This is a genomic window from Hyphomonas sp. L-53-1-40 (assembly GCF_000682775.1).
Taxonomy (GTDB): Bacteria; Pseudomonadota; Alphaproteobacteria; order Caulobacterales; family Hyphomonadaceae; genus Hyphomonas.
This window is the reverse complement of record NZ_AWFI01000020.1, coordinates 50,447-70,667: the sequence shown is the minus strand read 5'-3', so window position 1 is coordinate 70,667 and position 20,221 is coordinate 50,447. Positions and strand designations below refer to the sequence as shown.

Sequence of the window (20,221 nt, the reverse complement as noted above, 5' to 3'; positions counted from 1 at the left end):
GACGAACTTCCGTCTGATCGTCATGCTATTGTCAACAGACCGGACTAGGGGAGGTTCGGAACACGGGAGAGAACCATGACCAAGATCACTCGACGCGGCCTGCTGGGCGCTGCTGCTACCGGAACCCTGAGTGTTGCCGCCTGCGCAACCACGGCTACCAATGTTGCGCCAAAGCCGGCGCCATATGCCGGCGAGGTTGAGTTCCTCCATGGAGTCGCATCCGGTGACCCACTCAGTGATCGGGTCATTATCTGGACCCGCGCCACCCCCAAGACCGGCACTGGCCCCATCCCTGTCTCCTACAGCGTTACCGATCCCGAAAATCCTTCCGCCCCACCTATCACCGGCACAGCTATGGCAAGTGCATCGCGAGATTATTGCGTGAAGGTCGACGTTGCCGGGCTCAAGCCGGGCAAGGCCTATACCTACGCTTTCAGCGTTGCGACCGAAGCGGGCAATGTCGACTCGCCGGAAGGTCGCCTGAAAACAACGGCGCTTCATGGGGACGCCCCCGTGCGCATGGGCGTAGTTTCCTGCTCAAACTGGCAGTTTGGATATTTCAACGCCTATGAAGCGTTGTCGAAGGAAGAAGACCTAGACGTCATCCTTCATCTTGGTGACTATCTGTACGAATATGGCGTGGATGGCTACGGGGCTGAAGTCGCGACCGAAATTGGCCGCGTTCATGATCCGATTACGGAAATGGTCACGCTCGCCGATTACCGCATGCGCCACGCGCAATACAGGAGCGACCCTGCCCTGCAGGCTGCACATGCGCTCGCACCATGGATTTGCACATGGGATGATCATGAAAGCACAAACAATTCCTATCGGACGGGCGCCCAAAACCATAATCCCGAGGAAGGCGAAGGCGATTGGTCGGATCGCAAACAGGCTGCCATTCAAGCCTACTTCGAGTGGATTCCATTGCGTGAGCCCGCTGCGGGCGAAATCACATCCGCCGTCTGGCGGAGTTTCACCTTTGGAGATGTCGCCACCATCCATGCCCTGGAAAGCCGCCTGACGGGGCGCTCACCCGATGTCAGCTGGTTTGATGCGCTCACCGGCGTTACCGACCAGGACGTCATGATGCAACGCGTCGCCGAGACCCTGGAGACAATCAACGATCCGGCCCGCACCATGCTTGGATCAGAGCAGGAAGCTTGGCTGTCCGGCGAGCTCAAAAGCTCGGTCGAGCGCGGCAAGGCCTGGCAGGTTCTCGCCAACCAAGTCGTGATGGCCCGGACAAAACTGCCGAATTTCCAGGAAACTCTGACGCCTGAACAACTCGCCGCGCAAGACAACGGCTTTGTCCAGACCATGGTTGGCTTTTCGGCGTTGGGCCTGCCATTCAACCTTGATGCATGGTCCGGGTTCCCAGCCGCTCGCGAACGGCTTTACGCAGGCGCCGCTGCGGCAGATGCGAAACTGGTTACGCTGGCCGGAGACACACACACGGCTTGGGCGAACACACTCTATGACGCCGAGGGCGACAAACGCGGCGTCGAGTTCGGGTGCACCTCGATTACTTCACCGGGCACAGGCGCCTACATAAAGGGGATCCCCGACCTGGGCGAGCAATTCGCCGACGCGAACCCGGAAGTGAATTGGCACGATCCGTTTAATCGTGGTTACACAATCGTCACCCTGTCGAAAGACACGGCGCGCGCAGAGTATCGCACCGTGTCGAACATCCTGAGCCGCGACTATGCGGTTGAAACGGTGGCTGTGTACGAAACAAGCCAGGAAAATGGTACACTGAGCGATCTCGTAAGCGTCGCCTAGTCGAGGATACCGGCGAGGTTGGAGCGGCCACCGTCCAACTTCAGCAGCTCGCCGGTAACAATGGCGGCCTCTGGGGAAGACAGATACCGGGCAGCATCTGCAATTTCATCAGCAATCGCGGCGCGCCCCAGCGGGGTGCGCCGGGTTGTCCAGCTTTCAATACGCTCTTCACGAGGACGGATGGCGATAATGCCGTTGACGCGTATCTGATGTTCCGCCAGCTCCACAGCGCCGGCCTTGATGACACCCAGCACAGCAGATTGGGTAATCGTCTCCGTAAACCGTCCTGGCATGGTCGCCATGGCCGAATAGGACAGGACGAACGTGACGGCCCCCTTCTGGCGGATGCGTTCAACGCCGGACTCAGGCAGGTCTTCCTGCTCAGAAATTCGTTCGGAAAAGACCTTCAATGCCAAGGCAGCGCCGCGCGTTGCCTTGGCCACCGCCTTGTCGAATTTCTCCTGCGCGAAATCTTCCAATGAATCTGCAGCTTCAATATCTGGAATGACGATCAGATTGTCGACACGGCCAAACGCCTCGACCGCCACGGTTAGCGCGTTGCGCAGGCCGAGCCGCGTATGCAACTCACCATGATGGAGCAATACTTCGTCTGGCACGGCCTTGCGTGAGGCGGCTATCCGATCATCGGACGGGTCCGCCGCAACGACATGATGACCAAACTTGCTGAACCGACGTGCGACAGCATCTCCGACCTCGCGGCCGAGACCCAGGATAACCGTAACGGGTTGCGCCATAGCCCCTAGGCCCTGGTATCTGTTGTTGGATGAGCGGCAGGTTGGCTACGCCTTGTCCGGATGTCATCTCCGACCACGGACAGACGGTCATTCAATCGGTGTAGCGCTGCCAGAATTTCAGCCAATAAACGTAGGACCATGTACAGAAAGCCCAGCGCAGCCAAGCTGGCGACGATACGCCCGATTCCATGAAAGACATGACCGCTGAAGATATGTCCCAATCCTGATAGTACAGCGAATGCTGCGGCTATCAGAAACAGTATGGCGAGGACGCCCGTAGCCTGTTTGACGGCTCCAAGCGTCATCGCTCTTTGCTGATCGAAAATCTCGCGCATGCGTTTTCCTTATGCCTGCTGAAACTCAGGCTAGGGCATAAAGATGAAGGCGAGGTTTCAAGGCCCTAGCTCGCTTCCAATACGTGAAGCTGTTGCTTGATCTGCAGTTTTTCGCGCTTAAGGCGTTTTAATCGAAGGGCATCTGCCGACGGTCGTTTCTGTTCCTCGTGGATAATCTCATCGAGTTTGCGGTGCTTGTTGGCGAGCTCATTGATCCGGCCCTTAAGCGACATGGCAGTCTCCTTCTTGCTGTTAAGTTGTTGTGTCTTAACGGCCACAGTAAATCACAAGAGGTTGGGGGCGTCACGGGGGGCGGCCCCCGGAATCGGGCCCGGCGGCATGAATTATTATTTATCTGCCTGCAGGCTGGTTTTCCTGCGCGCTTTCTGGGCGAACATGTCCTGGTCGGCCAGTGCCAGCAGGCTTTCAGCGTTCTGGCCGACCTGCCACTCCACAACCCCGCAGGACGCGCCAATCCGCACACCAGGATGCGTCATATCCGCATGATTGCGAACCACCAGCTGGTCAACTTCCTGCGTGAGCTGTTCTGCCTTCAGACGACTGTCCGCCGCATTGGCCTGCGCCAGCACTATGCCAAACTCGTCGCCACCAAGTCGGCCGACAATGTCGGTATCGCGCGTATGGAGCAGCAGCAACTCGGCAATCCTGATCAAGACTTCATCGCCCGCCGCATGCCCGAACACATCATTGACCTGTTTGAAGTGATCGAGATCGATATAGATCACTGAAAGCGGTGTTCGAAACCGCGCCGCAAGGGCGATTTCACGCCGGATCTCCCGTTCGAAGGCCCGCCGGTTGAAGACGGGACACAGTGCGTCATTGTCGGCGAGTGAAACCGCCTCATCAAGCGCGCAGCGCAACTCATCTGCGTCTTCGCGCAATACCAACACTTCATCACAGAGGGCCTCAATGGCGGCACGGGCCCTGAAATCCAATGCTGATAGGTCCACGCCCAGTACATCCAGTAGGGCCAATCGCTCCGTCGCCTTGGGAGTGTAGAAGTCATCCGCCATGTCGGAAGGTTAAGCAAATATTACACCGAGATACAGTCATTCCTGCCGCGTGCGCCAACACGCTAGTAGTTGACGCCGCAACCCGCTTACTTATGTTGCGCGCTTTCCAGCGGCGAGGCTTCCCATGACGGACACAGATTCCCCACAGGTCGGCATTATCATGGGTAGCCAGTCTGACTGGCCTGTGATGCGTCTGACCGCCGAAATCCTCGAGGAATTGGGTGTCACGCATGAAACCCGCATCGTCTCCGCCCACCGCACACCTGAGCGGTTGGTTGAGTATGCGAAATCCGCGCGTGGACGCGGCATGAAGGTCATTATCGCTGGCGCTGGCGGCGCTGCCCACTTGCCCGGCATGGCCGCGTCGATGACGCCCCTTCCCGTCCTTGGTGTGCCAGTTCAGTCACGGGCCTTGTCCGGCATGGATAGCCTGCTCTCCATTGTTCAGATGCCGAAAGGTGTGCCCGTCGGCACGCTGGCCATCGGTGAGGCTGGCGCGACGAATGCCGGACTGCTGGCTGCGTCGATCATCGCCCTTCAGGATTCTGTCGTCGCAGACAAGCTGGATGCGTTCCGCCAGGCCCAGACGGACAAGATAGGCGAGTCTCCAGAGGCATGACGATGATCGCGCCCGGTCGCACCATCGGGATACTGGGTGGCGGCCAGCTCGGCCGGATGCTGGCCAGTGCCGCGAACCAGCTTGGCTTTGATGTCCACATTTTTTGCCCGGAAACGGACTCCCCGGCGTCGCGCGGTGCGCGCAAGACTTGGAATGCCGATTATCTCGACGCCGATGCAATGCGTGAATTCGCAAAATCCTGCGACGTCGTCACACTCGAGTTCGAGAACATCCCGGTCGAGGCAACAGACCTGATTGCGTCATGCGGAGTCCCGCTGCATCCTGGCCCGAAATCTCTGGCCATTTCGCAGGATCGCGCTGATGAAAAGGCATTCCTGAACCGAATCGGCATTCCTACGGCCCCATACGAAGTCATCAGGTCGGCAGGTGATATTCCTCCTGCCCTGGAGCGTGTCGGAGGCACGGGCGTCCTGAAGACCCGCCGCGATGGATATGACGGCAAGGGACAGACTTGGGTCCGTGCGGCTGACGAGGCCCAAGCGGCATGGTCCGCCATTGGAGAGGCCCCAGCAGTGCTGGAAGCAGCCATCCCCTTCGAGTGTGAAATTTCAGTCATTGTCGCCCGTTCCAGCGCCGGTCAAACGCTGAGTTGGGCACCCCCACGCAACATGCATGAAGACGGCATTCTGGCCCGGTCGGTCGCGCCATCCGGTCTCAGCAAAGCCGTTGAAACCGAAGCTCGCGAAAAGGCCATGAAACTGGTCGACGCCCTCGACCATGTCGGCGTCCTCGCCCTTGAATTCTTTGTACTTTCAGACGGGACGCTTCTGGCCAACGAGTTCGCCCCAAGGGTTCACAATTCTGGTCATTGGACACCGGAAGCCTGCCAGACAGGCCAGTTCGAACAGCATATCCGCGCCATCTGCGGCTGGCCCCTCGGCGATACCCGCCGCCTCCATGACGCAGAGATGCGAAATCTGATCGGTAATGAAGGCTTGGTTGACCCGACGAAGCTGAGCGCCGATGAGACTCTGACCCTGTACGGAAAGAGAGACGCCCGACCCGGCCGCAAGATGGGACACATCACGCGCCGGATTGCCCCCAGAAAGGACTGAATGCATGCTGCTTCCCGTTTCGACCTGGACTGATATCGAAACCTGGCTGAAGACGTCCAAGACAATCGTCATCCCGATTGGATCCATGGAACAGCATGGGCCGAATGGTTTCATCGGCACGGATGCGCTGTGCCCCGAAATCATTGCCCGCGAAGCTGAAAAGCTTGCGCCGGAGGACATGCTCGTCGGTCCAACCTTTAGCGTCGGCTGTGCCCAGCACCATCTCGGCTTTCCTGGAACAATCACTTTGCGTCCCTCGACCATGATTGCTGCCATGGCGGACTGGACCGAAAGCCTGATGCGTCACGGCTTTGAGCGCATCTACTGGCTGAACGGCCATGGGGGAAACATCGCAACGATTGAAGCGGCCTTCTCTGAAATTCACGCCCGGCGCAGCTTTGACCCGCGGGGCGAGGATAATCGTCACGGCCTGACCCTGAAACGCCGTGACTGGTGGGACTTCAAATCCATCATGTCCTTGTGCAACCAGCTCTATCCGGTTGGTCATGGCAGCCACGCCACCGCATCGGAAGTGTCGGTGACATATTACGGCTACCCCGATCATGCTCGCACCGATGTGGAAATGACGCCGAAAATCGCCCCGAACGGCAAGATTGGCGACGCTGTTCAATATCGTCGCGACTTTCCGGATGGCCGTATCGGATCGGACCCCACACAATCGAATGTCGCCGATGGCGGAAAGATCGTGGCGGCCGCCGCGCAGGCCGTGCTGGACGAGGTACGCCGCTTCTCCGCATAGTGCGGGTCGCTCCTACTTTAGGCCACTGGCCAGACTCGCATAAGAACGGTATCACGAGGCTCCCGGGAAAGGACCTGTCGCGAAGAATGCTGGACATTCAGAAGCTGGAAAAATCCTTTGGTGAAAAGCGGGCCGTGCAGGGCCTGTCCTTCACCGTAGAAAAGGGAACCGTGCTCGGTTTTCTCGGCCCGAACGGGGCGGGCAAATCGACCACGATGCGTATGATTGCGGGTGTGTTGGAGCCGGACTCCGGCGATGCGACGATTGACGGCAAGTCAATCGTTTCAGCCCGTCGCGAGGCACAGGCCGCTTTGGGCTACCTGCCCGAAGGCGCGCCGCTGTATGACGACATGACCCCACCGGAATTCCTCGCCTTCATGGCGGCTGCTCGGTCCCTCCCCCGGTCCGAACGTAAATCGGCAATCGAACGCGCCATTGCGGACTCTCGCATTTCCACCGTTTGCGGACAAAGGATCGGATCGCTCTCCAAGGGCTATCGCCGCCGTGTCGGCCTGGCCGGCGCCATCCTGCATGATCCACCTGTCTTGCTTCTGGACGAGCCCACCGATGGCCTCGACCCAAACCAGAAGCGAGCTGTGCGCGCCCTGATCGCGCGTATGGCGCCGCGCAAGGCAATTGTCATCTCCACGCACACGCTGACCGAAGTTCCGGCCATGTGCACACGCGCCATTGTTGTGGATCGCGGCCGTATTGTTGCCGATGAGACGCCCGAAGGCCTGTTGAAGCAATCTGCAGATGGCACGCTTGAAAGCGCCTTTACGCGGCTAACCGACCAGGCAGAGGCCGAATCCGCATGAACCGGTTCCGTCAACAATTCGACAGTTTCCTGCCGACCTTCCGGCGTGAGCTTGGCGCATACTTCGCAACGCCAATGGCCTATGTTTTTCTCGCGGTTTTCCTGCTTTCGATCGGCATGTTCACATGGGAGGCCGCCCGCTTCTTTGATACAGGCACTGCAGACCTGTCCCCCTTCTTCGTCTGGCATCCCTGGATCTACATGATCTTCCTGCCAGCGCTCGCCATGCGCCTCTGGGCAGATGAAACCAGTGCCGGAACCGACGAGCTGCTGCTTTCCCTGCCCCTCGGCATGCCGGGCCTGGTGCTGGGAAAGCTCTGCGCCGCATGGACCGTCGCGGCTGTCGGGCTGGTCCTGACGCTACCGATGTGGATCACCGTCAATTATCTCGGCAATCCGGACAATGCTGCCATCGCGCTGACCTATTTTGTCAGCCTTCTGATGGCTGGCTCCTACCTCTCCATTGGGGCCGCTATCTCCGCCCTCACCCGCAGTCAGGTCACCGCCTTTGTTATGAGTGTTGTCGTGGCCTTCGTGTTCACAGCCGCTGGATGGCCCCTCGTCTTGTCCGGTGTGAAGAGCCTGTTCGGCGCGGGCCTTGCCGACCTGGTGGCCCAGTTCTCATTCCTGTCGCATTTTGAGGCTGCACAGCGCGGCGTGCTGGAATTGCGCGCTGTGCTATTCTTCGTCGGCTTCATGACGCTGTGGACCATCCTCAACGGCCTGTGGGCATCTCGTCAGAGGCTCGGCTGACATGAAGGCGAAACACTACCTCATCATCGCAACAGCGCTCACGGCAATCATTTTCGTTGCGGCAAACCTTCTTGTACAGAAGGTCTTCACTGGCGCGCGCATCGATTTTACCGAGAACAATCTCTACACACTCTCGGACGCGACAAAGTCGACATTGAAGACCGTGGCAGAACCAGTCGATCTGACTTTTGTCTACACACGTAGCGCCGGGCAGGATTTCCCGGCCATCCGCGCCTATGCCGCGCGTGTACGCGAATTGCTGCAAGTCTATGAGAGTCAGTCAGGTGGTAAAGTCCGCGTGACAGAGATTGACCCTCTTCCCTTCTCCCCAGCCGAAGACCAGGCGCTCGCCGCGGGCATCACTGCGATCGATACAAACGGCAGTGATCCGCTCTATTTCGGCATCATCGGTCGCAACTCAATTGACGACCAGCGGGTCATTCCCTTCCTCGCACCGGAACGGGAGGTGACACTTGAATATGACCTGACCCGTATGGTTGCGAGGCTGGACGATCCAGACCCGCCCAGAGTCGGGATCCTGTCTTCCCTGCCCGGCATGACCGCACCCGGAGGAGAAGGCGGGTACACGCTCCTGCGCGACATACACAAATCGTTCGATGTCGAACCAATCGCGGAGACCTTTCAGTCATTGCCGGAAGACCTGGATGTCTTGCTCATCGCTCAGCCGCCACTCCTCTCCCCGCGCCAGGAATGGCTGATCGATCAGTTTATCCTGCGAACAGGTCGCGCCGTGTTTCTCGTGGACCCCGCCGCCAAGACGGTCGCAAGCACGGGTCCGTTCAACATGAGTGACGCGGCCACGTCCTCCTCCCTCATGGCTTGGGGAAATGCCTGGGGTGTGGAACTGTCGACCGCCGCAGTCGCTGACGCCGCCAGCGCCCTGCCCGTTCCGGTCGATACCGGTGGCGGACGCATAGAGGAACTGGCGCATCCGCTGTTTCTCGGCATACCAGCCGGAGACATGAATCAGGATGACCTGATTACCGCAGACCTCAGCCGAGCAGTCAATTTCGGCGCACCGGGAGCTTTCTCTACTGAAGACTTGGCCGCGACGCTTGAGATGACGCCCTTGCTCTCCACAGGGCCAAGCCCTTCCTTCATTGATGCATCGGACGCCATCACCGACATGGCGCCCCAGCAGGTGCTGCGTCAGTATCAAACTGAGCCAGCCCCGCTCGTCCTAGCCGCAAGACTGTCCGGCAGGCTGAGCACGGCCTTCCCGCAAGGTGCGCCGGCTTTCGATGAACCGTCCGATCCAATGCTGGCAGAGATCGCTCGCGCTGAAGCCGCCGCGGCCCTGCCCCACATTTCGCAAAGTGAAACCGATGCACAAATCGTCCTCGTCGCTGATGTCGATTTCATTGCAGATGACTTCTACATAATTCCCAACGAACAGATCGTAGTTGCCGACAATGGCGCGCTGGTCCTGAATGCGTTGGACGCACTGGCTGGGAGTGGAGAACTCTCACGCCTCCGGTCGCGTGCGCCCAGCCTGCGCCGCATGGAGCGAATAGACCGTATGCGGGAAAATGCCGAGGCGATCTATTTCCGTCAGCAATCAGCTCTGCAGGATAATCTCCAGACGGCGCAGGCGCGATTGGAAGAGTTGCAGGCCATCGGTGCGACAGATGGATTTTTCTCCGGCGACCTGGAAACCGATCTGACGGAAGCCGAACGCACGGAACTTTTGGACCTCCGCCAGAAGATCGTCGAGTTGCGCGCCCAATTGCGGGAAATCGAGCGCAACTACCGGCGCGACATCGACCGTCTCGAAGGCACGCTCAAAGCCATCAATATCTGGGGCGGCCCATTTCTGGTCTGTTTGATCGGACTATTCGTCTGGTATCGCCAGAAGCGGAAGGCGACAGCATGAGCGATGTGAGATCGAAACAGCGTATTCGTCGCCTCCAGATTATGGGAGGCATTGCGATTGGCCTGACCGCAGTGACATTCACTGCCTATAGCTTTCACGGCCCATCTGTGCGATCGTCTGAACGCGACGGCCAGCGGGTGATCCCCGATTTTGCCGCCATTCGCGCCGATGCCAGTGAAATTCGTGTGACCTTGTCTGATGAAGCCTACACGCTGGCCAACACGCAGGATGGCTGGAAAATGGGAGGCCCGGACGGTTATCCAATCCGCCCTGACCGGCTGGCAGAACTTGCAACGGGCCTTGAAGGCCTGAGCTGGGGCGAAGGCCGCACCCGCGACCCCGACAAGCTGAATCGCATCGGTCTTGGTGACCCGCGAGACGGCGGCACGGGTGCGTTGGTCGAAATTCTGGATGAGGATGGCAAGATCACGGCCGCTCTGATTACGGGGCGTAAGGACAGCCGCGTCTATGGTCGCCTGCCAAGCGAGGAACAGGCCTTTCAGGTCAACGGTGACCTGCCGCCGCTTTATAGTCATGACGCTTGGCTCGATTTCGATATTCTGGACATCAATTCAGACGCCATCTCGGCCGTAAGGCTCTTCGATTCCATGGGCGAGAGTCTGTATTTGCAGCGCTCGGTCGGATCGAGCGATCGCAGCTTTGTCCCTGGTCCGCCTTTTCAGGATTTCAGATTGGTCAGCCGTCTCGCGGCCTCTACACCCGCCCTCGCCCTGACGCGGTTCGCACCCATTGGGGTGAAGCCAGCCAGCGAACTGCAGACGCGCACCGTCGCGCGCCATATCACCGAAACCCATGACGGACTGGAAGTCGAGCTGCGCGCTTTCAGAGAGCCTGATGGATATTTCGTGACCCTGCGGGCCATTGAGGCAGGCGAAGGCGCCCATCGCGGCAGCACGATCAATGACAAGGCCGAAGGCTGGGCCTATCAGCTGGCAGAGTATGACTGGAACGAATTCACGCCGCGCGTGTCCTCGATTGTGAGAGCCCCGGTCATGGCTATCGAAACTGGGCAACCTGCCCAGCCCTGATCAGGGCGCGATCACCATTGTTTCGAGAACAGGGCCGAAACCAGCTTCCTGGACAATGATCGCACAACCAGATTCGCAATGCGGAACGTTGAGTTCGACTGGATTTCCCAACCACGGCCCAAGTGCTGATACCCGCGTTACCGGATGGAGCATATCTGTCGTGTTGGCCTCACCGGACAGGTAATCCACAAGCCAGATATCAGCCAGATCCGGCACATGCCCTGACAGACGAATCTTGTCGCCGGTACGTACAAGCTGGACATCGAAATCCGGCTTGTCTTGGATCTTTGCAAGCGCACGCTCGACATAGTGGCGCTTGTTGCCTGCACATTGCTCCTGTCCATTATACACCGTTTGCGGCGTATAAGGGCCGCGCAATCGGAAGCGATCAGTATAGCCCCGCTGTCGATCCTTGGACTCCGTCATCGCCATCGGGTCCTTGTCGCCAAGATAGTCCCAATAGTCGACGGACCAGGTCAGCACGAGCAGGTCATCGCGCTCGGCATTCACCGCCTTCAACGTTTTGTGGGCTTTTGGGCAGGCGCGGCAATTCTGGGACGCAAACAGCTCCACCAATACCGGACCTTCGGCAAAGGCGGGTGCCACCATGAGTTCCATGGCAAGCAGGAGGGAAAGCACAATTCGTATCATTTCAGTCCCAGTTTATAGAGCCAACTCCGCTCCCGTGACAGTCACAGGGATGTGAGGGCTGCAAAAAAGCCCCCACAGCACGCTGCAGGGGCTCTCTGATCAGAAATCGCGAACCGCTCAGGCTGCTGCGCGGGCGAGGTTCCGCAGCACATAGTGCAGGATGCCGCCATTGCGGTAATAGTCGAGTTCGTTCTCGGTATCGATGCGGACCGTCGTATTGGCGGTGAAGCTCGTACCGTCTTCGCGTGTGATCTCCACAGCGAGCGTCTGGCGCGGCTTGATTGAATCGATTCCCTTGATGGTCACCTGCTCTTTGCCCGTCAGGCCAAGCGATGCGGCACTCTCCCCATCAGCAAATTCGAGTGGCAGAACACCCATGCCGATCAGGTTTGACCGGTGGATGCGCTCAAAACTGCCCGCGATGACGGCGCGAACGCCCAGTAGGACCGTACCCTTGGCCGCCCAGTCACGGGACGACCCGTTGCCGTAGAGGTCGCCAGCAAACACAACCAGCGGCGTGCCTTCGGCTTCATACTTCATGGCCGCATCATAGATCGGCATCTGCTCACCATCCGGGTAGTGAACTGTCACGCCACCTTCGACCCCAGGGACCATCTGGTTCTTGATACGGATGTTAGCGAATGTACCGCGCATCATGACTTCATGGTTGCCGCGGCGCGAGCCGTAGGAGTTGAAGTCCAGCGGAGATACCTGGTGTTCCTGCAAGTACACACCAGCCGGGCTGGATGCCTTGATCGATCCGGCCGGAGAGATGTGATCGGTCGTGATGGAATCACCAAACAGTGCCAGGACGCGCGCATTCTCGACGTCCGCCGGCGCGTCGATATCCAGACCCATGCCTTCAAAGTAAGGCGGGTTCTGAACATAGGTGGAGGCTGGGGGCCAGCTATAGGTCTGGCCACCGGACACTTCGATGCCCTGCCAGTGCTCGTCGCCCTTGAAGACGTCGGAATAGCGCTCGGCAAACATCTGCGGCGTCACGGCTTTCGACATGATCTCGGCAATCTCATGCGAGGTTGGCCAGATGTCTTTCAGGAAGACGTCATTGCCGTTCTTGTCCTTGCCCAGCGGATCCGTGGTCAGGTTCACACGCAGCGAGCCTGCGATGGCATAGGCGACGACCAGCGGTGGAGAGGCGAGATAGTTGGCCTTGATATCCGGGCCGATCCGGCCTTCAAAGTTCCGGTTACCTGAAAGCACCGAACAGGACACGAGATCGTCATCGGCGATCGCTTTCGCGAGCGGGGCTTCAAGTGGACCAGAGTTACCGATACAGGTCGTGCAACCATATCCGACCAGGTTGAAGCCGAGCGCGTCGAGTTCGTCGGACAGGCCTGCCTTGTCGAGATAGTCCGTGACAACCTGCGAGCCCGGCGCAAGGGATGTCTTCACCCAGGGCTTGCGGTTCAGGCCCAATTCGCGCGCTTTCTTGGCCACAAGGCCAGCAGCAATGAGAACGGACGGGTTGGACGTATTCGTACAAGATGTAATCGCCGCGATGAACACGTCGCCATGCGTGACGGTGTAGTCCTTGCCTTCGACCACGATTGGTTCAGCGGCATCGGCTGCCTTGCTGAATTCCTTCGCCATGGCTTCGGCAAAGGCGGTGTCGCCTTCGGACAGCAGGACGCGGTCTTGCGGACGCTTTGGTCCGGAGATCGACGGCACGACTGCGCCAAGGTCAAGTTCCAGCGTATCAGTGAAGATCGGCTCAGCCTGTTCCGGACGCCAGTAGCCCTGTGCCTTGGCATAGGCCTCGACGAGGGCAACACGCTCGGCGTCACGGCCGGTATTGGTGAGGTATTTGACGGTGTCTTCATCAACCGGGAAGAAGCCACAGGTCGCACCATATTCCGGCGCCATGTTGGAGATCGTCGCCTGGTCTTCGAGGGTCAGGTTCGACAGGCCCGGGCCGTAGAATTCGACGAATTTGCCGACGACGCCCTTGGCGCGCAGCATTTGCACAACTGTCAGCACGAGGTCGGTCGCGGTCGCGCCTTCTGCCATCTTGCCGTCAAGACGGAAGCCGATGACTTCCGGGATCAGCATGGAGACCGGCTGACCCAGCATGGCTGCTTCGGCTTCAATGCCGCCAACGCCCCAACCGAGCACGGCGAGGCCGTTGATCATGGTCGTGTGCGAGTCGGTGCCGACGCAGGTGTCAGGATAGGCAACGGTTTCGCCGTCTTCATCCTTCGTCCAGACCGTCTGACCTAGATATTCGAGGTTCACCTGGTGGCAGATGCCGGTGCCCGGTGGCACAACGCGGAAATTCTTGAACGCCGTGGAGCCCCAACGCAGGAACTCATACCGTTCCTGGTTGCGCTGGTATTCGATTTCGACGTTCTTTTCGAAGCTGTTCTCTCCGCCAAAGCTGTCGACCATGACCGAGTGGTCGATGACAAGGTCGACCGGGACTTGCGGGTTGATCGCGTCTGCTGACGCGCCGAGCTTCTGCGCGGCATCGCGCATGGCTGCAAGGTCAACCACAGCCGGGACCCCGGTGAAGTCCTGCATCAGCACGCGAGCCGGACGGTAGGCGATCTCGTGGCTGACACCGCCCTTGTTCTCAAGCCAGGATTTGAATGCGAGAATGTCGTCCTTGGTGACGGTCTTGCCGTCCTCATGGCGCAACATGTTCTCAAGCAGGACCTTGAGGGACGCAGGCAGGCGGGAAACGTCGCCAAGACCGTTTTCTGCGGCTGCGGACAGCGAGAAATACGTGTAGGTCTTGCTACCGACGGTGAGTGTGCGTTTTGACTTGAAGCTGTCGAGGGACGGCATGGGGAGGGAACCTCGCGTCTGAAATTATCGATCTGCGGCGATGAGCCGCCGCGCTGGTCTGTCTCATATAGGCCCTAGTGCATTGAGGCAATTGGGACAAAGGGTCTAAACGGGACATATGAGCGCCAGCGCCCTCCTTTCCGCAGCCGATATCGGCATGATCCGCGGCGAACGCCTCCTGTTCCGGGGCGTGTCGCTGACTCTCGGGCCCGGTGAAGCAATTCTCCTGCGCGGGCAAAATGGCGCTGGAAAGACGACCCTGCTGCGAATCCTGGCGGGTTTGACGCAGCCCGAGACAGGGTCCGTCGTTCGCGCCGCGCCACACCATTGGATTGCCCACCGCGACGGGCTGAAACCGCATGAAACGCCGCGGGGGCATTTGACCCTCTGGGCACGCGCATGGGGACAATCCACAACAGCCATCGAGCCTCTCCTGGACAAAATGGAGCTTTCGCGTCCGTCAGATGTGCCCGCCAAGCATCTGTCTGCCGGACAGCGCCAGCGGACTGCCCTTGCGCGTCTGCATCTGGAAAACCGCCCGGTCTGGCTGCTGGACGAGCCGCTAACCGCACTCGATGGTCACGGAAAGACACTTTTGCTCGACATGATCGCCGCCCATCGCGAACAGGGTGGCGGGATTATTGCAGCCATTCACGGCGACGCTGAGTTTGAAATTGATATGCAGGTGGATATTTGACCCCCGCACCCATCCTCTCCGCCTTCCGGCAAGCGCTGGGCGAAGCCTGGGCGGGCGGCGCGGGCGCGCTGCTGCCGGTGGGCTTCTTCGCAGGCGCCGCAGTTCTCGTGCCACTGGGTGTCGGAACCGATCCGGAAACCCTGCGCACCATTGGCCCCGGTATTCTGTGGGTCTCGCTGGCGCTTTCCAGCCTCGTGACGCTCGAACGCATCTTTCAGGCGGACGCCGAAGACGGGTCGCTGGATCTCTGGCTGCAGACCGGTGCACCCGCCGCGTCCATTGCCGCAGCAAAGACACTTGCGCACTGGCTGACCGCCGGCCTGCCCCTCGCTCTGCTGTCCCCCTTCCTGCTCCTGATGTTCCAGGCCCAGATTGGCGGCGCATTGCTTGAGAACATGCTGTACTATGCGTTTGGTGGGTTGGCCTTCTATTTCTGGGGCGGCGTGAGCGCCGCGCTCGCCGCGACCGTACGCCGAGGCGGACTGCTGATCAGCCTCATCGCCCTGCCCCTCTATGTTCCAACCGCCATATTTGGCGCCCTCGCCATGGGAGACGGCCCAAGCAGCGCCGCCGCCCCATTATTTCTCGCCGCCTCTACGCTGTTTGCGCTGGCTGTCGCACCATTCGCCATGGGTGCAGCCCTGCGCTTGGCGGCAGACTGAGGGAAGGGTATTCCAAACGCGATGTTTTCCTGGTTCGCTAATCCGCACCGTTTCCTGATGCTGTCCAGCTGGCTCGCGCCCCTGTTCTATGCGGCCGCAGCACTGTTGATTGCATGGGGGCTCTGGCAAGGCCTCTGGATGGTCCCGAAGGATGACTATCAAGGCGGCGACATCATGCGGGTCATGTTCATTCATGTCCCGGCCGCATGGCTTGCAATGGCCAGCTATCTGGGCATGGCCGTAATGAGTTTCGTCTGGTTTATCTGGCGCCACGAGGTTGCCGACATTGCCGCCAAGGCGATCGCCCCGCTCGGCGCGACATGGACAGCACTTTGCCTTGCCACGGGCGCGATCTGGGGAAAGCCGACTTGGGGCACATGGTGGCAATGGGACGACGCCCGGATGATGTCTGTCCTTTTCATGTTTTTCCTTTTCCTCGGCTACATCGCCCTGCGCGCTGCCATGGATACGCGCCAAAAGGCCGCGCGCGCTGGCGCGATCCTTGCCATGGTGGGCGCACTGAACGTGCCACTGATCAAGTTTTCTGTGGACCTCTTCACATCTCTTCATCAGGACGCCAGCGTCATCACGACGGAAGGCCCGAAAATGGCCGCCGTCTATCTCTGGCCGCTGCTGATCAGCTCAGTTGGCCATTCGCTACTGTTTGCCGCCCTTGTCATGACGCTGATGCGGGCCGAAATATGGACCAGACGCGCTGCCCAGTCTCGGGCTCGCCTGATGACAGGAGACTGATCCCATGCTGCCAGATTTTGATTCCAATGCCGCATTCATCTGGGCGAGCTATTCCGTTGGGCTCGTCCTCATCGGCGGCGCGATGGCGAGTGTCTGGCTGAAGGCCCGCGCGGCCAAGACTGAATTGATCCGTATCGAAGCGCGCGTTCGGGATCACAAACGCGGATGAAGCGCTGGCTCGCAATTGTTCCGGTCGGGGCGCTCGTCGCTTTCGGTGTGATTGCGGCCGGACAATTGATTAATCCCGAAAAAGGCGACTTCAAGCGCAATTTGCGCAGCGCGCCCGACACGACATTCCCAACCCTCGATTCGGAACCCCTCAGCTTCGCCCCCTCGCCGACCGGCGGCGCTATTGCCGTAAACCTGTTCGCGAGTTGGTGCGCGCCCTGTGAAGCCGAGCACAAATACATTTCCGAACTGTCCGCAGCATATCCAGACCAAGTATTCGGCGTGCTCTACAAGGACAAACTGGACGACGGCCTCGCCTTCCTGGACCGGCTTGGCAATCCCTACACGCGGATTGCACTTGATCCGGACGGTCAGGGAGGACTCGATTTCGGCCTGACCGGTGTGCCGGAAACCTTCGTTATCTCAGCTGACGGTGAGGTCATTGACCATGTCCAGGGTCCGCTGGACGGAGATTCGGTCAAAAAAATAGGCGAGGCGCTGAAAAGCGCCCCGCCGAATTAGATCCGTTTCCGGAACCTTACTTTTTCGTCGCTTTGCGAGCTTTCTTCACCGGGGCCTTTTTGACGGCCTTGGTTGTCGTGGCTGGCTTCGCTTTCGGTGCTGCTTTCGCTTTCGCTTTAGGCGCAGCTTTCTTGGCTGGCGCTTTTTTCACCGCAGGCTTTGGAGCGGCTTTTGCAGCTGGAGCTTTCTTGGCGGCGGGCTTTTTAGCCGGAGCCTTCTTTGCAGCAGGCTTCTTAGCTGGTGCTTTCTTCACTGCCGGCTTCGGAGCAGCTTTTGCGGACGGCGCGGGAGCAGCAGGCTTTGGCGCAACAGCAGCTTCAGCCTTGTCAGCCTCGGCAACCATATCCTTCAGACCGGATACCAGCGTGGCTTGCTTGGTTTTCGGCAGGGCTTCGAAGATGGCCGCATCAGCCTTCTCAACAGCTGGAAGAGCTTTCTCGTAAGCTTTCTTGCCTTTCGCCATCAGCGAAACGACCTTGGCGCGCTTGTCCGTTTTGGAAGCGACGCGCTTGATGAGGCCAGCCTTTTCCATACGAGCGACCATGTCGGCCAGCGTCGAACGGTCGATGCCGGTTGCGTTGACGAGGTCGGACTGGCTGACGCCATCATTGCCTGAGAGAGCGGCAAGGACAGAGAACTGGCGCAGGGTGATACCTGCTGCGGCAAGCGCAGAAGCCGATTCATTGGCGGCAATTTGCTGGGCACGATGGAGCAGATGGCTCGGCGAGGTTTTAAGATTGTAGGTCATGATGGTAGTCTTTCTGTGTTTATTTAGGCGTTGGGCGCGATGGATAATCCGGTTATTGGTCTGTTAAGTATACGACCCGTGTGCGGATCAACATTCACCCCAATACAAGCAAGAGGCTTAAGGTTCGATGACGGAGGAATTATCAAATGGTTTCTTTTCTCAAGATTTCAAACTGAAAATACCTGCTGGCGACGACCGAATACGCCGTGTTTGCTCACATTGCCAGTTCGTAGACTACATAAATCCGAAAATTATTGCAGCTTCAGTTGCGACAAAAGGTGACAAAATCCTGCTTTGCAGGCGCGCGATTGATCCGCGTAAGGGATTCTGGACGCTTCCAGCCGGGTTCATGGAGGTTGGGGAGACCGTTGAAGACGCCGCTAAACGAGAGGCTCGGGAAGAGGCAAATGCCGATATCAGCCTGGGTCAAGTTCTTGCCGTCTACTCCGTTCCCCGCATTGCGCAAGTCCATGTCATGTTCAGAGCAGAGTTGGTGTCGGAGATTTCGCCTGGGCCCGAGAGTGAGGAAGTCGCCCTGTTTGACTGGAAAGACCTGCCGTGGGCGAATCTTGCCTTTCCGACCGTCGTCTGGGCCTTGACCCATTTTTCCAGCGTTCGAAACCGCGCGGCATTCGTGCCGTTCTCAAATCCGCCCGGCACCGAGCAATTGACCCGCTAGGTATCTGCGTCCTCGGGCTTTCGCATATGCTTCAGCGTATACGGCGTATTCGCCAGCGCAAATACCACACCGATCACGATGTTGCCGAGCTTCCAGTTCGCCCACGTCGCCTCGGAAAAGTTACGCCAGAGAAATTCGTTCCACGCTGCCATAGCAACAAAATAGAGCCCCCAGCGAATGGCCAGGGTTTTCCAGGCGTGATCTGGCAGATCAAATACGGTGTGAAACAACATTTTCCAGATATTCCGTCCCACAGCGAGTCCGCCAAAGATCACGCCTGCATAAAGCAGATTGATGATCGTCGGCTTGATAAACAGGAACAGCTTCGACTGAAGCAGGATTCCTGCTGTACCAAACGCCCCAATCAAGGCGGATGATACAATCAGGAATGGCGGAATTCTTTCGCCGCGGATCAATTTCTGGACAATCACAAAAGCGGTGAAGACGATGAGAACGCCGGTCGCCCAATAAAGGGCGGTATCCTTGGTGAACAGCCCTTCGCCTTCCGGGAATCTCAACATGACGTTGTAGATACCGATAAACGCCAGCGTCGGGCCGAGTTCGGTCCAGATGCTGCCAGCTTTGGCCGTCGCATCGCTTAGCTCAACTGAGCCTTCCGTGTTCTGTTTCTCTGTCATCACTTCTCTACGCGTCTCGGCTGCTGCTGGATTGGTCACAAGCTGTAGCCCCCCTCAGACAATAGTCGACCTAATAAATCACGAACGCAGATGCAGCGATCTGAAACAGGCTATGCCCCGACTTGCATGGAGAGGAGCCCGGCGGCCAGCAAAGCTGCGGCACATATTCGTCTGTACCCGAATCCCTCCTTCAGAAATATAGCCCCAAGGGCCGCAGCGAACACGACAGATGTTTCCCGCAAGGCGGTTACAATGGCGGCATCTGTCAGTGTGTAGGCATAGATGGCGAGCGCATATGAGAACGTGCCCAAAATCCCACCTGCGAGCCCTCCCTTCCATTGTTTCGCAATGGCAGCGCGTATACGTCCCCTGCGCTGCATGCAAGCGACGACGGTTACGCCGATCCAGTCCAGCAGGAATAGCCAAACCACAAAAGTCATCGGATTAGGCATAGCGCGAGCGGCGCGCGTGTCCGCCACAGCATAAAGACCAACGCCCAGCGCAGTGAGCACGGCCCAGATCAGGGCGTGCCGATCAAGCCGCCGCGTTGAGGCTGTCGTTCCCGTCGGCAAGGCGAACAGAATGATGGCAAAGCTGGCCACGGCCAGCCCGGCCATCTGGAGTGCCGTCAGATGCTCGTGCAACGCAAAGACAGCAAAGCAGGCGGTCGCGAGCGGCGCCAGGCCTCGCATCACGGGGAAGACCAGAGACAAGTCGCCCCTGTGTAGCGCTCGTACGAGACAGAACTGGTAAATCCAGTGAACCACGACCGAAACGCAAATGAGCGGCCAGGTCTCTCTCGGCGGGGTGGGAACAAAGGGCGCAAAGGGCAGGACGCTTAGCCCCATGACGATCGCGACCGCCATGCGCGCTGTCAGGACGTCGCCGCCCCGCTTCACGAACATGTTGGTGGCGGCAACCGTTACTGCAGACAAAAGGCACAGAACCACAGGCAGAAGCGTCATCGACATTGCGGCGACCTATGCACGACTTGCTGACGCGTGGGAAGGATTTGACTCTT

23 protein-coding genes are annotated in these 20,221 nt (G+C 59.0%); 14 read left to right on the top strand and 9 right to left on the bottom strand.

The window, feature by feature from the left end:
* Nucleotides 1-75: 75 nt before the first annotated feature.
* Nucleotides 76-1,785, top strand: a complete 1,710-nt coding sequence (locus tag L53_RS15295; protein WP_034817346.1) for an alkaline phosphatase — start codon at nucleotides 76-78, stop codon at nucleotides 1,783-1,785.
* Here L53_RS15295 and L53_RS15290 read toward each other — a convergent pair.
* From L53_RS15290 to L53_RS15275, 4 genes are all read right to left on the bottom strand, one after another.
* Nucleotides 1,782-2,540: an SDR family oxidoreductase gene (locus L53_RS15290; RefSeq protein ID WP_034817344.1), complete on the bottom strand. Its 759-nt coding sequence runs from the start codon at nucleotides 2,538-2,540 to the stop codon at nucleotides 1,782-1,784. The two genes, L53_RS15295 and L53_RS15290, sit on opposite strands and share 4 nt — an antisense overlap.
* 5 nt (nucleotides 2,541-2,545) lie before the next feature.
* Complete coding sequence (locus L53_RS15285) at nucleotides 2,546-2,875, bottom strand: hypothetical protein (RefSeq protein WP_034817342.1); 330 nt, start codon at nucleotides 2,873-2,875, stop codon at nucleotides 2,546-2,548.
* Between the two features lie 65 nt (nucleotides 2,876-2,940).
* Nucleotides 2,941-3,108, bottom strand: a complete 168-nt coding sequence (locus L53_RS15280; RefSeq protein WP_034817340.1) for a YdcH family protein — start codon at nucleotides 3,106-3,108, stop codon at nucleotides 2,941-2,943.
* Nucleotides 3,109-3,222: 114 nt separating this feature from the next.
* The gene (locus L53_RS15275; RefSeq protein ID WP_051608034.1) at nucleotides 3,223-3,909 is read right to left on the bottom strand and encodes a GGDEF domain-containing protein; all 687 of its coding nucleotides are present in this window, start codon (nucleotides 3,907-3,909) and stop codon (nucleotides 3,223-3,225) included.
* 124 nt (nucleotides 3,910-4,033) lie between these two features.
* Between L53_RS15275 and purE the strand changes: the two genes are divergently transcribed.
* From purE to L53_RS15240, 7 genes are all read left to right on the top strand, one after another.
* A complete protein-coding gene (purE, locus tag L53_RS15270) occupies nucleotides 4,034-4,528 on the top strand; it encodes a 5-(carboxyamino)imidazole ribonucleotide mutase (RefSeq protein WP_034817337.1) in 495 nt (164 codons plus the stop codon).
* Nucleotides 4,525-5,604: a 5-(carboxyamino)imidazole ribonucleotide synthase gene (locus L53_RS15265; protein WP_034817334.1), complete on the top strand. Its 1,080-nt coding sequence runs from the start codon at nucleotides 4,525-4,527 to the stop codon at nucleotides 5,602-5,604. The genes purE and L53_RS15265 overlap by 4 nt, the downstream gene beginning before the upstream one ends.
* Nucleotides 5,605-5,608: 4 nt before the next feature.
* Nucleotides 5,609-6,364, top strand: a complete 756-nt coding sequence (locus L53_RS15260; protein ID WP_034817331.1) for a creatininase family protein — start codon at nucleotides 5,609-5,611, stop codon at nucleotides 6,362-6,364.
* 86 nt (nucleotides 6,365-6,450) lie between these two features.
* A complete protein-coding gene (locus L53_RS15255; protein WP_034817328.1) occupies nucleotides 6,451-7,182 on the top strand; it encodes an ABC transporter ATP-binding protein in 732 nt (243 codons plus the stop codon).
* Nucleotides 7,179-7,934, top strand: a complete 756-nt coding sequence (locus tag L53_RS15250; protein WP_051608033.1) for an ABC transporter permease subunit — start codon at nucleotides 7,179-7,181, stop codon at nucleotides 7,932-7,934. The genes L53_RS15255 and L53_RS15250 overlap by 4 nt, the downstream gene beginning before the upstream one ends.
* A gap of 1 nt (nucleotide 7,935) precedes the next feature.
* Complete coding sequence (locus L53_RS15245; RefSeq protein WP_034817325.1) at nucleotides 7,936-9,828, top strand: GldG family protein; 1,893 nt, start codon at nucleotides 7,936-7,938, stop codon at nucleotides 9,826-9,828.
* Complete coding sequence (locus tag L53_RS15240; RefSeq protein ID WP_034817323.1) at nucleotides 9,825-10,877, top strand: DUF4340 domain-containing protein; 1,053 nt, start codon at nucleotides 9,825-9,827, stop codon at nucleotides 10,875-10,877. The genes L53_RS15245 and L53_RS15240 overlap by 4 nt, the downstream gene beginning before the upstream one ends.
* Here the strand turns inward: L53_RS15240 and L53_RS15235 are convergent, their stop codons facing one another.
* Both L53_RS15235 and acnA read right to left on the bottom strand, forming a co-directional pair.
* Nucleotides 10,878-11,516 (bottom strand): DUF1223 domain-containing protein, encoded by a 639-nt coding sequence (locus L53_RS15235; RefSeq protein ID WP_198019830.1) that lies wholly within the window; start codon nucleotides 11,514-11,516, stop codon nucleotides 10,878-10,880. It abuts the gene before it with no gap.
* A 129-nt stretch (nucleotides 11,517-11,645) separates the two neighbouring features.
* A complete protein-coding gene (gene acnA / locus L53_RS15230; RefSeq protein WP_034817321.1) occupies nucleotides 11,646-14,333 on the bottom strand; it encodes an aconitate hydratase AcnA in 2,688 nt (895 codons plus the stop codon).
* A gap of 118 nt (nucleotides 14,334-14,451) precedes the next feature.
* Between acnA and ccmA the strand changes: the two genes are divergently transcribed.
* The 5 genes from ccmA to L53_RS15210 are packed head-to-tail and all read left to right on the top strand — an operon-like array spanning nucleotide 14,452 to nucleotide 17,135.
* Nucleotides 14,452-15,030, top strand: a complete 579-nt coding sequence (gene ccmA / locus L53_RS15225; RefSeq protein ID WP_034817319.1) for a heme ABC exporter ATP-binding protein CcmA — start codon at nucleotides 14,452-14,454, stop codon at nucleotides 15,028-15,030.
* Nucleotides 15,027-15,692, top strand: coding sequence for a heme exporter protein CcmB (gene ccmB, locus L53_RS15220; RefSeq protein ID WP_051608031.1), 666 nt, complete (start codon nucleotides 15,027-15,029; stop codon nucleotides 15,690-15,692). Before ccmA ends, ccmB begins: the two co-directional genes overlap by 4 nt.
* Before the next feature lie 21 nt (nucleotides 15,693-15,713).
* A complete protein-coding gene (ccmC, locus tag L53_RS15215) occupies nucleotides 15,714-16,445 on the top strand; it encodes a heme ABC transporter permease CcmC (protein ID WP_034817318.1) in 732 nt (243 codons plus the stop codon).
* Between the two features lie 4 nt (nucleotides 16,446-16,449).
* Nucleotides 16,450-16,614 (top strand): heme exporter protein CcmD, encoded by a 165-nt coding sequence (locus L53_RS17075; protein WP_156947950.1) that lies wholly within the window; start codon nucleotides 16,450-16,452, stop codon nucleotides 16,612-16,614.
* Nucleotides 16,611-17,135 carry a redoxin family protein gene (locus L53_RS15210; protein WP_034817314.1) on the top strand — a complete coding sequence of 175 codons (525 nt, stop codon included), beginning with the start codon at nucleotides 16,611-16,613 and terminating at the stop codon, nucleotides 17,133-17,135. Before L53_RS17075 ends, L53_RS15210 begins: the two co-directional genes overlap by 4 nt.
* 16 nt (nucleotides 17,136-17,151) lie before the next feature.
* Here L53_RS15210 and L53_RS15205 read toward each other — a convergent pair whose 3' ends face one another.
* Nucleotides 17,152-17,883, bottom strand: coding sequence for a MarR family winged helix-turn-helix transcriptional regulator (locus L53_RS15205; RefSeq protein WP_051608030.1), 732 nt, complete (start codon nucleotides 17,881-17,883; stop codon nucleotides 17,152-17,154).
* Between the two features lie 127 nt (nucleotides 17,884-18,010).
* On the opposite strand from L53_RS15205, the gene L53_RS15200 reads away from it, so the two are divergent.
* The gene (locus L53_RS15200; protein ID WP_034817311.1) at nucleotides 18,011-18,562 is read left to right on the top strand and encodes an NUDIX domain-containing protein; all 552 of its coding nucleotides are present in this window, start codon (nucleotides 18,011-18,013) and stop codon (nucleotides 18,560-18,562) included.
* Here L53_RS15200 and L53_RS15195 read toward each other — a convergent pair.
* Together L53_RS15195 and L53_RS15190 are read right to left on the bottom strand one after the other, a co-directional pair.
* Nucleotides 18,559-19,200 carry an inner membrane-spanning protein YciB gene (locus L53_RS15195; protein WP_034817309.1) on the bottom strand — a complete coding sequence of 214 codons (642 nt, stop codon included), beginning with the start codon at nucleotides 19,198-19,200 and terminating at the stop codon, nucleotides 18,559-18,561. The two genes, L53_RS15200 and L53_RS15195, sit on opposite strands and share 4 nt — an antisense overlap.
* A 110-nt stretch (nucleotides 19,201-19,310) precedes the next feature.
* Nucleotides 19,311-20,171: a DMT family transporter gene (locus tag L53_RS15190; RefSeq protein ID WP_034817307.1), complete on the bottom strand. Its 861-nt coding sequence runs from the start codon at nucleotides 20,169-20,171 to the stop codon at nucleotides 19,311-19,313.
* Nucleotides 20,172-20,221 lie beyond the last annotated feature (50 nt).